This window comes from Ruegeria profundi, assembly GCF_001507545.1.
GTDB classification, from domain to species: domain Bacteria; phylum Pseudomonadota; class Alphaproteobacteria; order Rhodobacterales; family Rhodobacteraceae; genus Ruegeria; species Ruegeria profundi.
Genome location: NZ_LQBP01000003.1, coordinates 215,166 through 228,330, shown reverse-complemented (window position 1 = coordinate 228,330; position 13,165 = coordinate 215,166). Strand labels below are relative to the sequence as shown.

Below are 13,165 nucleotides of genomic sequence, written 5' to 3'. Positions count from 1 at the left end.
GTTACTCCGTTCATTTCTTGCCTGCACAGGGATTACCGGACGGCAGCCCATAGACGCAAGGCCTGAGCGGTCTCAACCACGTCATGAACCCGTACGATTTGCGCGCCTTGCGACACCCCTGACAGTGCCACGGCGATTGATCCCGGGCCACGGGCGTCTTTGCGGGGCTCTTGCCCGATTTGCCCAATGAAGCCCTTGCGCGACACCCCCAGCAGTATTGAGCAACCCAACCCATGAAACAGGCTAAGATTTCGCAGAAGAGTCAAGTTGTGATCCAATGTCTTGCCAAACCCGATACCCGGATCAACCACGATCCTGTCGCGGGTCAACCCCAACTGCTCTAGCTTGGAGACTTGTCCTGCAAGGAAATCATAAACATCCAGCAAAACGTCATCATACTGCGGGTCGTCCTGCATCGAGGACGGATCACCCTGCATGTGCATCACACAAACGGGCGTGTCGACCTCGGCGCAAAACGGCGCAAGCTGTGGATCAAAGGTAAATCCGGACACGTCGTTGATCAGCCCTGCACCCGTATCCCACGCCGCCCGCGCAACGTTGGCCTTGCGCGTATCAATGGAGATAAGTGCTGTTGTGTTTGCACGAATGGCTTCGATCACAGGCTGGGTGCGCGCGATTTCCTCACCCTCGGGTACAAACGAAGCGCCGGGTCGTGTCGATTCGCCACCGATGTCCAGTATGGTCGCGCCATGTGCCACCATTTGTTCCGCCGCCGACAAGGCTGCTTCGACAGAGTTATGCATCCCACCATCCGAAAAACTGTCGGGCGTCGTATTGAGGATGCCCATGATCTGCGGCTGATTCATTGCCAGCCCCGCAATGTCGGCACGTGGTCGGGTCAACAGATCCAACGCTTCGTGAGGAACATCCTGCGCGGTGACAATCACCGGGGTTTCGGTTCGGGATAGCTTTTCGGCATGCGTGAACCAAAGTGGCTGCCCCGCAAGAGAAACCGCGCCAGCCGGGCGGGTCGGCCCGTGTTGCACCAGGGGTCTGTAGTAAGCAGTCACAATTGCGCCTGATCCAGCGGTATGGCGCGCAGTGGTGTTTTGGGTGCGTTCGGCAATGCACTGCCGATAACCATCATCTCGCTCGCCTCGAATGTAGCAGCGAACCATGCCGCCAACGCAACAGCGTCTGACGGAGCGGCGGACGGACCATCAACGGCGTCCAGCACGATCTTGGACGGCGCCCAAACGCAGATTTGGCCGTTTTTCATCGCCCAGTCCAGCTCGGTCCGAGTGGATACCACCACGCAACGGTGGTCCCGCGCGGCCAGAACCCACGCGTTTTGTTCGATCGCCAACAGATCAATCCGGCGCTGCGTCATCGCATGTCCGGTTTGCGGCACCTCAAGGTCAGATGCACCGACGCACAGGATCAACGGACGTTGGCGGTTTTCCAACTGATCAATCCATCCGGTCAGGTTGGCAGAGGCAATAGCTTCGTTCGATAGGAACACAAGGCGCGGATGAGGGCGCTCTTCCTCAATCACGTCATGGTGCAAAGTGTCTTTGCCGCGGACGATCTCGACACCTAATGCCCCCGGACCACGATCCAACTTTTCGATGCGAACAAAGGACCGTACAGCCTGCGGCTCAAGTAAAATGCGTTCGGCCACACGCTCAGCCAGTGTTTCCAACAGGTTTAGTCGTTCAGCAGCCAATTCATGCGCAATCGCTTCGGTCACACGGTCATAAGACAGTATGCGGTCCACATCATCATCAATCGGATCCGTCAGCGGGCGCACCTCGACCACGATATTAAAGCAGATCCGCTGTGTCGTGCCGCGTTCGGCCTGAAAGGCGCCGATCTCAACCTCGACGATATGATCGCGAAGCGAAATTCGATCCAGCGGACCACGCGTCGCAGTCGCTTCGGACCGCTCAGACGGGTGCGCAAAGGCAAGACGGATTTCAGAACTCATGCGACGGACCTTTTCGGACTTGGTGGGCTTACAGACCCACACTACGAGATGCGCGGGCGTATAGCATCGCAGCAAGCGCCATTCCAGTCTTCGAATGCGGCGTCGTCAGGCGGTTGAACGTCAAGACACCTACGCAGCCGCAAGCTGCTTGCTGGACTGGTCCAGTTGGCAATAAATCGTCAGCACTCGGCGCGCATCAATCAGTTGCTGGCAGTTCGATAGTTGTGCCGGTAGAAAATATGCACACCGATCCGCGCGGTTTCCTTGTATACACGCGCCCATGACGGGCGTACTGCGGTCGTATGGTAGTGGGTGGCCCCTTCGGTGAGCTCTTTGGCGATGCCGTCGATTGCCGCACGCGCAACCTTGGCCACGCGCTCATACGCTTTCTTTTCGCGGATCACTTCCTTGCGGCCATCACAGGTATATGTGAACTGGCATTGGTATTTCTTGCCTGTTCCCTGCTTGATCACTCCGCAGACAGAATCGGGAAAACGGCCACTTTCCACGCGGTTTAGGATCACCTCGGCCACGGCGAACTGTCCGCGCACGCTTTCGCCGCGCGCTTCAAAGTACAGCGCTTCCGCCAGGCATTTGAAATGTTTGTCCCCAGTGGCCTTGGGCTGTTGGTCCAGCCACGCCTTGGAATAGGATATTTTCGTGGTCTCAAGCTGCTTGCGCGGCTTGAACAGTTTAAAATAGTCGCGCGTGTTTTGTCCGGGCGCTTCGGTCCGGGAAACAAGCTCGCGCTTGGCAGTATCGGTGGCTTCGCGTTCAGCGAAAGACACACTCGGCAGCATGGTTGCTGCCATCGTGGCAGCAGCCAGTATGTAGCGTAGCATCAGATAACCTCGCACAGGCACATATCGCGCCGTACCCTCCCCCGGCGGGCGCGACGTGCCGTTTAGCGCAGTCTGGCGCAGACGTCCAGTTCCGAGCAAAAAGCAAGTGAAAAATCGCCCGTGAGGAAAAATAATTCCATCACGAGGTTACATGAACACCACTATTTCTAGGGCTTCACCACCCTGTCAACCCCCAAGTCTGGACGAAATCGCCAGTTGAGCGGAAGCCAGCCGAGCGACAGGCACCCTGAACGGCGAACATGACACATAGTCAAACCCCAGTTCGCGGCAAACAGCGATTGATTCGGGGTTTCCGCCGTGTTCACCACATACAGACAGCGTAACATTCGGCTGGGCCTGCCGTCCACGCTCAGCGCCGAGTTTCAGCAATTCCCCTACCCCGTCCGAGTCAAGCACATGGAACGGGTCTTCGACAAAAACGCCCTGGCGGACATATGCGGACATGAACCGCCCCGCGTCGTCGCGTGACAGACCATAAGTCATTTGGGTCAGGTCGTTGGTGCCGAAACTTAGAAATGCAACCTGCGGTGCAATTTCATTCGCCCGCAAACAGGCGCGCGGTGTTTCCACCATGACGCCAAGGCGATACTCGAACTCCTTACCTTGCTCGCTCTCAACCGCTGCCGCGACCGAGTCGATGCGGGATTTGACCAGCTCGACTTCGCGCTTGGCCGAAACCAGCGGAATCATCACCTCAGGCACCACGGGAGCGCCGTCCTTGCTGGCCTCAAGCGTGGCTTCAAAGATCGCGCGCGCCTGCATGTCGTAGATTTCGGGCACTGTCACGCCAAGGCGCACACCGCGCAGACCCAACATCGGGTTATATTCACTCATCTCTGCAACGCGCCGCTCGACGTCGGACACGGGCAAGTCCAGTGCTTCTGCCAATTCACGTTGACCGCTGCGTGTGGTCGGCAGGAACTCGTGAAGCGGAGGGTCAAACAGGCGGATACAGACCGGCTGGCCTTCCATAATCCGGAACAGTTGCACGAAATCCTCTCGCTGCATCGGCAAGAGCCGCTCCAGCACCGCAGCCCGCCCGGACGAGGTCTGCGCGAAGATCATTTCGCGCATTACGATCAGACGACCGGGATCAAAAAACATATGCTCGGTTCTGCAAAGACCGATCCCCTGCGCCATAAAGTTCCGCGCTGTCTGCGCATCAGCCGGAGTATCGGCATTGGCCCGGATATCGATGTCGCGCTCTTTGTCGGCCCACCCCATAAGTGTCTGAAAACAATCATCAAGCGCAGCCTCTAACATGGCTGGTTGCCCAGCAAGGACCTGCCCCGAAGTTCCGTCAATCGTCAGCGTATCACCTGTTGTAAAGACACGGCCATCCGGTGCAGTCAGCAAGTTCTTTCTAGTTTGGAACCGCATCTCGGACGCGCCAACGATGCAAGGCAGCCCCAAACCGCGTCCGATCACGGCTGCATGGCTGGTCATGCCGCCTTTTTCGGTCAGAACAGCCACTGCGGCATGCATTCCACGCACATCCTCGGGCGACGTCTCCCGACGCACAAGAACACAAGGTTCGCCCCGCGCGGCACTGGCCTGGGCTTCGGCAGCGGTGAAGACAAGCTTGCCCGTCGCAGCCCCCGGGCTGGCGGCAATACCCGTTGTCAAAACGTCTCTGCGCGCCTCGGGATGGACCTGCCGGTGCAGCATTTCGTTCAATGAGTGCGGATCGATCCGCATAACCGCCTCTTGCGGTGAAATGATCCCATCTTCAGCCAATCGAACGGCAATTCGCATCGCGGCCCGCGCGCTGCGTTGTACGCGCACACCGTCGAGGATATGCACTTCTCCGTTCTGGATTACGAATTCTACCTGCATTTCCTCGCGCAGCTTGGCGCGCATTAAGGCTGCGTAGGCCTTGAGTTCCGCAAACGCCTCGGGCGCAACCTCTTCCAATGACTTCCCGCGCGGGTCCTTGGCCAGATAAAACGCCGCGACATCAGCACCCAACGCATCACGGCCCTGACTTTGGCTCAGGTACCGGCCGTTTACCTGCAGCATTCCGGTCGTTGGATCAACAAGTTGCAATACACCCGAACCGCATTCTCCGTTTCCGACTCCGGGAATCATCTCTTGAATGACAAGCCCCAAACCTGCATCCGCTGGTGCCCCTTTGGCCTGACGCAGCAATCGGGCAGATGTGCCGCCCCATGCGCGTGCCATAGACCGCAGAACGGCGATCAGCTGCTCTCCGCGATCCAAAGGAAAGGTTTCGTCGGTTTCATCCTCATAGGCACGCAGGGACATGCGCAGCCCTTCGCGGCCATCTGCGTCGATGTCATCAAAAACGTCAGCATCCAGTCGGGCAACATGAACTGCATAGCTTTGGACAAAGCGCAGATACAGTGCAGCCGCAGCCTCGGACCCTATCGTCTTGGACAGCTCTGAATAGCGCGCGTCATTCATGCCGATATTCAGGATCGCACCCGGCCCGCCCCAATCGGGGTCTTCGGAACTAGGTCGGACACACAGCAGCGTCGTTTCATCGAACTGATCGAGAATTGCCGTCACGTCGGGTACATGACCCTCTGCAATTCGACGCACGGCGTCAAAGGACAGCGCGACAGTCCGCGGCACCGGTAAATCCAGCCGAACCAAACGTTGCAGACATTTCGCCCGCCCGCCATGCGTGCTGGCGGATACGGGCGCTTGGGTCGTGATCAGAGTGGTATGCGGATTATTCTGCACTGCAGCACCTTTTATTTAAACTGCAGCATAAGCCCTTGCTCCATTGGCGCAAGGGTGTTCTGGATCAGCCCTCGATCTTGCTGAGGTCCGCCACGCTGGAACATACCTGACGGATTTGGCTGAGCAGGTTCAGGCGGTTGCGGCGGAGGATATCGTTGTCGGTGTTCACCTGAACCTCGTCAAAGAATGCATCGACCGGACCGCGCAGCGCAGCCATCGTCGCCATCGCCTTGGGGAAATCTTCGGCCTTCAGGGCGGGCTTGATTTCGCCTTGAGCCTGTTCCAAAGCGGCAAACAGCGCCTTTTCACTGTCCGTTTCGGCAAATTTCACATCCGCACCGTAGGAGTATTCGACCCCGTCCTTTTCCTCGGCCTGCGTCAGGATATTGTTGGCGCGCTTGAACCCCTGCACGAGGTTTTCCCCATCCTCGGTCGCAATCACCGTGTTCAGCGCGCGGGCGCGTTTGACCAGCAGGTTGAGGTCGTCGTTCCCCTCCATCGCGATGCAGGCATCGATAATGTCGTGGCGAATACCCTCGTCGCGGAGGAACGTTTTGAGACGGTCGTGGAAGAAAGAGAGCAAGTCATCAGATGCATCCGGGACCTTTTTCTCAAGCTCAAGAAAGGCAGCCGCTGGGGAATCATCAAGCTTTTCTTTGACGGTATGGAAGGCAGCGCCAAAAACGCCGTGATCTGCAATTTCCTCCAACAGGTGCTCAACGTTTGATTCTGGCAGTGCATCGTTGATAGCGCTTTCTGCGCGGACCAACTGGCTATCAAAGAAACGATCCAGTCGTAGACGCAGGTTGTTCTCAAGGATCAGACGAATAACACCCAGCGCCGCGCGGCGCAGGGCAAACGGGTCTTTGGAACCAGTCGGCTTCTCCTCAATCGCCCAGAAGCCGGTCAGCGTGTCCAGTTTGTCGGCAAGTGCCACGGTGACTGACAGCGGTGCGGTCGGTACATCGTCGGACGGCCCCAGCGGTGAGTAATGCTCCTGCGCCACGGCGGCTACGACAGCATCTTTACCCGCAGCCTCGATGTAATAGCGGCCCATAAGCCCCTGAAGTTCTGGGAATTCATAGACCATCTCGGAACTCAAGTCCGCCTTGGCCAAACGCGCGGCTTTCTCGGCCTGATCCGCGTCCGCGCCTACAACAGGGGCCAATTCGCGGGCCAGAGCAGCGATACGGTCGATCCGTTCGGCCTGTGTGCCCAGCTTGTTGTGGAAGGTCACACTCTCCAAAGCGCGGGTCCATTGGGTGATGTCCGATTTGGCGACGCGCAGGTCGTTCTCCCAGAAGAACTTTGCATCGGCCAGACGCGCCGACAGCACCTTTTGGTTCCCCGCCAGAATGGTCGCCCCATTGTCAGCGGTTTCGCGGTTGGCGACGGTGATGAACTGCTCAATCCGGCCGGTTTTCGGATTGCGGACCGAAAAGAATTTCTGGTGTTCTTTCATCGAGGTCTGCAGCACCTCGGGCGGCAACTCAAGAAATTCGTCGTCGATTTGCCCCATCAGAACGACCGGCCATTCGACCAGACCAGCAACCTCGGCCAGCAGACCTTTATCCTCTACCACCTCCAGACCGGCAGCAAAAGCCATGTTCTGCGCGTCGTTCCAAATGTGCTCGGCCCGGTCGGAGGGATTCAGCACCACAAAGGCGCGCTTCAGCTTGGCGGCGTAGTCGTCAAACGAGGTCACAACAAAACGATCAGGCGCCATGAAACGGTGACCTGCGGTGATATCACCCGCTTTGATCCCTTCGACCTCCAGCGGCACGACCTGCGCGCCCGCCTCATCAGACAGGATACAGAGGATTGCCTGCAGCGGTCGTACCCAGCGCAGCGGGCCACTGCCCCAGCGCATCGACTTGGGCCAAGGGAAGTTGCGAATGGTCGCCTCAAGCACTTCTGCCACGATCTCAGCCGCCGGACGACCGGGTTTTTCGATGGTCGCGAAATAGACGGGACCTTTGGGTGTATCACGCTCTTCCAACTGATCACGTGTCACACCTGCGCCGCGCAAGAACCCTTCGATGGCCTTGTCGGGTGCACCAACCTTGGGGCCTTTGCGTTCTTCGCGAGTGGTGGGGCTTTCTGCCAGCAGCCCCTCAACCGCCAAGGTCAGGCGACGCGGCGTCGTCATCGCGGCAGCTCCGGCATAGGTCAAACCAGCCTCGACCAAACCATCGGTGATCCGCTTTTTCAGATCCTCGCCAGCACGGGTCTGCATGCGGGCGGGGATTTCCTCGGAAAACAGTTCGATCAACAGGTCGGGCATTTTCGGTCCTTAGAAATTAACGATCGTCTGGATAACGATTGCATTGGCGATGTCCACAAAGAAGGCGGATACAAGGGGCAGCACAATAAAGGCAATAGGGGACGGGCCATATCGCTTGGTGACTGCGGTCATATTGGCAATCGCGGTCGGAGTCGCGCCCAAGGCAAAGCCACCAAACCCCGCAGACAGCACCGCGGCACGGTAATTACTGCCCATCACGGGGAACAGGACCCAGATCACAAAAGCGACGGCAAACAGGGTTTGCGCGCCCATGATAACCACGATGGCAAGACCAAGCTCTGCAATGGTCCAGAGCTGCAAGCTCATCAGCGACATGGCCAGAAACGCGCCCAGTGAGAATTCAGAAATCAGCGCCAGCGAAGGCGTTCGCGAAACCGGCGGAGCGTTTGGCGCAAGTGCGGCCCGGATGTTCGCGATGACAATCCCCATGATCAGACAAGGAACGAACAAAGGCAGCTTTAGCCCGGTTGCTTCGATAACTTCGTTCAGCAGATACCCAAAGATGATCGCAAGGTTCACATGCAGCAGGACGCGCATGATCGTCAGGTGATCTATCTTGGTGTCGGCCCCGTCCCCATCATCCGGCAAACCGACAGTATGCTCTTCGTCCGGTCGATCGGGGGTCAGGTTTTTACCTTCGACCAAAAGGCGTGCAATCGGCCCGCCGACCAGCGCGGCCAGCACAAGGCCCAAGGTCGCCACGGCCACGCCCAATTCGGTTGCGCCCTCAAGCCCGGTCACTGCACCTACCTCGGGTGCCCAGGCAATGGCTGTCCCGTGCCCGCCAATCAAAGCAGCCGATCCGAACAAAACACCCGCTTGCGCTGGATATCCAAAAATAACTGCGCCAACTGCTCCGATGGCATTCTGGGAAACGATTGTTATCAGCGTCAAAATAAGCAGTAAGAAAAGCGGTTTACCGCCCGCTATCAAATCAGACAGCCGGGCGTTCAGACCGATCCCTGCGAAAAACACGATCAGCAGGAAATCTCGTGAGGCAAGGTCAAAAGTCAGCTCCATTCCCGCCACAAGATAAAGAAACAGCAAGGTAAACGACGCCAGCAATCCGCCCGTCACGGGTTCAGGAATATTGAACTGACGCAGCACCGCGACCCGAGCGTTGATCTCAGCCCCGATCAGATAGACCGCGAAGCCAAGCGTGGCGGTTAGAAAACTGGGAACGTGGAGCGCTGCGTCTGTCATATTGCCTCAGTTTTCGGGTCGGGGTGGGCATTCCTCACCTACGACTGTTCCATCATAGGCTTTTTCACCGCAATTGTTCAGCGCGTGCCAGACATAGCCCTTGCCATCATTAGTTAGGACAACGATCCGGTCAACGCCGTAGTGAATATTCTTGGTTCCCATAAAGGCTTGCGCCTGTCCGGATTTCAATGCATCCGCGATGGCCACCGCGTCGTAGCAGTCAAACCACCCCGGCGCGGTCAGCGGCTCGGGGTCTTTTACCGGTTGAAACGCAGACAGGTCCTCGGAGGTCAGGTCGGTTTCAAAGCACGCCCGGTATCGGATCGGAGAGCTGTCAGCATCAATAGCCTGAAACGCGGAATACGAGATCGACTGAGAATCCTCTGCACCTTCTGCAAGCAACATGACATCCTCACCGGGTTTGGCGGCGACGTCATAATAAAACCCATAGACCTGCAGATAGTACATGCCCGCACCAGCCGCGACAGCGGATACAAGCAGAATGATGGCAAGCAGTTTTCCGGTCATCTTCTGAACATCCTGATCACGCAGCCTCTTTCAACTTTTGGATAAATAGGCCAGTTTCCAACTCGATACAGGCTAAACCGAGGTCTTTGCGATGGACACGACCCTTGCCGTTGGGTTCTTTGGCGCGCTGTTTGCGATCATGAACCCGATCACCAACCTGCCCGTTTTCCTGAGTGTCACCGACGGCCTGACCCCCGCCGACCAACGCAAGGTTGCGGCAAAGACGGCCACCTATTGCCTGATCCTCGGCGGAGCATTCGCCGGTATCGGTAGCCAGACGCTGGGTCTGTTCGGGATCAGCGTAGACGACCTGCGGGTCGCAGGCGGATTGGTTGTCTTGATGATCGGCCTGAACATGCTCAGCGGCAACCAAAGCACCTCGCATCACGGGACTGAAGGCGAAAAGCAAGCCTACCCCGAACCGGCCACGGTTGCCTTCTATCCGTTGGCTTTTCCCATTCTGGTTGGCCCCGGAACGATCACGACGCTGATCCTGTATGCGCACCATATCTCGAAACCTATGGATGCAGTGATCTATGCCGGTGTTTTCCTGATCGTTCTGTTTCTGCTTTTCATAACGTTCTGGAACGCCTCGACCCTGTCCAAGCGCCTGTCTCAGAATGCCCGCGTCATCATGAGCCGGTTCATGGGCATGATCCTGTCGGCCATCGCGATCGGCATGATTGCCGATGGCCTCAAGGTGCTGTTGCCGGGATTGGCCTGAGCGCGCCATTACACCTCGAACCCGGCGGCTCCGGTCTGTACGAAGGCATCGGCACATTGCTTGGCCAGCGCCCTGACCCGCCCGATATAGGCCTGCCGTTCGGTGACCGAGATCACGCCCCGCGCGTCCAGAAGATTGAAGATGTGCGACGCCTTGATGCACTGGTCATAAGCGGGGTGCGCCATGACGATGCGCTTGCCGGTTTTGGGGTCGTCATGCTCTTGCCCCAGAATGGCAGCGCATTCCGCTTCGGCCTCTTCGAAATTGCGCAGCAGAACCTCGGTGTTCGCGACGTCGAAATTCCACCGCGCGTATTCTTCTTCGGTTTGCTTGAAAATGTCGCCATAGGTCAGCGGGCTTGGCGACTGAGGGTCATTGAAGGGCATGTCCATCACGTGATCAATGCCCAGCACATACATCGCCAAACGCTCAAGGCCATAGGTTAATTCACCGGAAACGGGCGTACAGTCGTGGCCGCCGACCTGCTGGAAATAGGTGAATTGGCTGACTTCCATACCATCGCACCAGACCTCCCAACCAAGCCCCCAGGCGCCAAGGGTCGGGCTTTCCCAGTCATCTTCGACAAATCGGATGTCATGCAGATCCATATCGATACCGATGGCTTCCAGACTGCCCAGATACAACTCTTGCAGATCCGGAGGGCTGGGTTTGATCAGCACCTGATACTGGTAATAGTGCTGCAACCGGTTTGGGTTTTCACCGTACCGCCCGTCGGTTGGACGACGAGAGGGCTGTACATAAGCGGCGGCCCAAGGCTTTGACCCCAACGCGCGCAGCGTGGTCGCCGGATGAAACGTGCCTGCGCCGACCTCCATGTCATACGGTTGCAGAATGGCGCATCCCTTTGCGGCCCAGTAGGTCTGCAGTCGAAGGATTATTTCCTGAAATGAACGTGGTGCGCTGGACTGTTCGGTCATGACATTCCCTTTGGACGCGTCTGCGCCTGGTTCCGGTGGGTTTTGTCCTTCCTATGCAAGGGGCCAAGGACCGTCAACGGGCCAATGTGGTCCGCTGTCACTGCGCCGCCACACTGGAAATTCCCCGTATTCCGGGCATAGCGTTCACCCCTTCAAATCGCGTAGTCTGGGGAAAAGATAAAACACTGCGGACACAGGCAGACTATGACACGCATAATCTCGGCACTTCTGTTTCTAATTCTCTTCGGCATCCGCGCAGTTTCTGCGCAGCAGGACGCAGGGGTCTGGGTTCAGGTCGAAGCCCACCCCTCGCTGCGCGAGGCACAGGAACGCGCGCAGGCATACGCGAACGTTTTGCCAGACGTGAACGGATTCCGCCTGAACTCTGGCTGGTATGCCATTGTTATCGGACCGTATTTGCGAAGCGACGCTGATCAGGTTCTGAGGGTATACCGGGCCGAAGGTCAGATCCCTGCAGACAGCTACATCACCTTTACAAGCGCGATGGGTCAGCAGTTTTGGCCAATCGGGGCGAATATTCTAAACCGTGGCGTGGTCACGCCGCCCGTTGACCCAACCCCGCAACCCGATCAATCCATTTCGGGCCTTAGCCCAAAACCGACAGATGAAACCCGTTCGCAAGCCTTGCAGTCTGAGCGTCTGTTGACCGCGCAAGAGCGAATGGACTTGCAGACTGCCCTTCAAGCGGCTGGGTTTTACAACGCAACCATTGACGGGGCGTTCGGTCAGGGAACACGTCGTTCGATGGGTGAATGGCAACGGTTTAACGGATATGAGGCGACCGGCGTATTGACCACTGCCCAGCGTAAAGCGCTGATGGACGACTATAACACTCCATTAATCAGCGTTGGAATGCAGCAATATTCGGATCCGCAGGCGGGCATAGACCTCGACTTGCCGTTGGGCATTCTGGCCTTCGACCGCTATGAGGCACCTTTTGCGCATTTCGAAAGCACGTCCGATCTGGGTGCGGCGGCCCTGCTGATCAGCCAGGAAGGTGATAGGGCGACCCTAAGGGCGTTGTACGAGGTCATGCAATCGCTCAAGATTGTTCCTTTGAATGGCCCACGAGAGCTGCGCGGCGACCGGTTTACCCTTGAGGGTCGTGGCAACGGCATCGTGTCATACACCGAAGCAACCCTGAAGGACGGCCAAATCAAAGGCTTTACACTGGTCTGGCCCGAAGGTGACGACGCTCGTCGCGCAAGAGTTCTGGCCGCGATCAAGGCCAGCTTTTCGACAAACGGAGCGGTCCTTGATTCCGGTGCCGGCGCGGATGCGGATCAACGCATAGACCTTGTTTCGGGCCTGCAAATCCGCACTCCCCGCTTGTCGCGGTCGGGGTTCTTTACGGATGCGAACGGCACGATCCTCACAGTCTCCGAGGCCACGGACAGTTGCACTCGGATCACCCTTAACGACGATCAAGAGGTTCAGGTTGCCTGGGCCGACGCTGATTTAGGTGTTGCCGTATTGCGCCCGCGTCGCACCTTGGCACCCATCAACATCGCAGAGTTCAGCGCGGATCGACCGCGCATTCAATCCGAGGTCGCGGTGTCAGGCTTTTCGTACGAAGGCGCGCTGGGTGCGCCGACACTGACCTATGGCCAGATCACGGACGTGCGCGGTTTGAACGGAGAGGACGGTGTGAAGCGTCTGGCTTTGGCTGCCCAACCGGGCGACGCGGGTGGACCCGTCTTTGATGACGCGGGACAAGTTGTCGGCATGCTGCTACCAACGCCTTCCGACGGTCGCACACTGCCCGCCTCGGTCAGCCTTGCGGCCACTGCAGAGCGGTTGAACAAGGTCCTTGAACAGGCTGGGGTATCAGGTCAGCCCGGTCAGGCCAGCGCGGGAATCTCACCAAATGAACTAAGTCGCAGGGCCAATGGAATGACTGTTCTCGTTCATTGCTGGGACTAACGCGAT

At 57.9% G+C, this 13,165-nt stretch carries 10 protein-coding genes; 2 read left to right on the top strand and 8 right to left on the bottom strand.

Going from position 1 to position 13,165, the window contains the following annotated elements; all coding sequences use genetic code 11:
• Window positions 1-32: 32 nt before the first annotated feature.
• The 7 genes from folP to AVO44_RS07040 all read right to left on the bottom strand — a co-directional run bounded on the left by folP (window position 33) and on the right by AVO44_RS07040 (window position 9,553).
• The gene (gene folP, locus AVO44_RS07070) at window positions 33-1,031 is read right to left on the bottom strand and encodes a dihydropteroate synthase (protein ID WP_068334569.1); all 999 of its coding nucleotides are present in this window, start codon (window positions 1,029-1,031) and stop codon (window positions 33-35) included.
• Complete coding sequence (locus AVO44_RS07065) at window positions 1,028-1,948, bottom strand: dihydroneopterin aldolase (RefSeq protein WP_068334567.1); 921 nt, start codon at window positions 1,946-1,948, stop codon at window positions 1,028-1,030. Before AVO44_RS07065 ends, folP begins: the two co-directional genes overlap by 4 nt.
• Before the next feature lie 200 nt (window positions 1,949-2,148).
• Window positions 2,149-2,790, bottom strand: a complete 642-nt coding sequence (locus AVO44_RS07060; RefSeq protein ID WP_068334563.1) for a cell wall hydrolase — start codon at window positions 2,788-2,790, stop codon at window positions 2,149-2,151.
• Between the two features lie 186 nt (window positions 2,791-2,976).
• Entirely contained in the window at window positions 2,977-5,517 is a 2,541-nt protein-coding gene (locus AVO44_RS07055) for a putative PEP-binding protein (protein ID WP_068334561.1), read from the bottom strand.
• Between the two features lie 64 nt (window positions 5,518-5,581).
• Window positions 5,582-7,801: a glycine--tRNA ligase subunit beta gene (glyS, locus tag AVO44_RS07050; RefSeq protein WP_068334559.1), complete on the bottom strand. Its 2,220-nt coding sequence runs from the start codon at window positions 7,799-7,801 to the stop codon at window positions 5,582-5,584.
• 9 nt (window positions 7,802-7,810) lie between these two features.
• Window positions 7,811-9,025: a sodium/glutamate symporter gene (gene gltS, locus AVO44_RS07045; RefSeq protein WP_068334557.1), complete on the bottom strand. Its 1,215-nt coding sequence runs from the start codon at window positions 9,023-9,025 to the stop codon at window positions 7,811-7,813.
• A gap of 6 nt (window positions 9,026-9,031) precedes the next feature.
• On the bottom strand, window positions 9,032-9,553 hold the full coding sequence (locus AVO44_RS07040) for a DUF6446 family protein (protein ID WP_068334554.1): 522 nt from the start codon (window positions 9,551-9,553) through the stop codon (window positions 9,032-9,034).
• A gap of 91 nt (window positions 9,554-9,644) precedes the next feature.
• On the opposite strand from AVO44_RS07040, the gene AVO44_RS07035 reads away from it, so the two are divergent.
• Window positions 9,645-10,277, top strand: a complete 633-nt coding sequence (locus tag AVO44_RS07035) for a MarC family protein (protein WP_068334552.1) — start codon at window positions 9,645-9,647, stop codon at window positions 10,275-10,277.
• Between the two features lie 8 nt (window positions 10,278-10,285).
• Here AVO44_RS07035 and AVO44_RS07030 read toward each other — a convergent pair whose 3' ends face one another.
• Window positions 10,286-11,215 (bottom strand): glycine--tRNA ligase subunit alpha, encoded by a 930-nt coding sequence (locus AVO44_RS07030; protein ID WP_068334546.1) that lies wholly within the window; start codon window positions 11,213-11,215, stop codon window positions 10,286-10,288.
• A gap of 204 nt (window positions 11,216-11,419) precedes the next feature.
• Here AVO44_RS07030 and AVO44_RS07025 point away from each other — a divergent pair, with 204 nt between their 5' ends.
• On the top strand, window positions 11,420-13,159 hold the full coding sequence (locus tag AVO44_RS07025) for a serine protease (RefSeq protein ID WP_068334545.1): 1,740 nt from the start codon (window positions 11,420-11,422) through the stop codon (window positions 13,157-13,159).
• The last annotated feature ends 6 nt before the right edge of the window (window positions 13,160-13,165 follow it).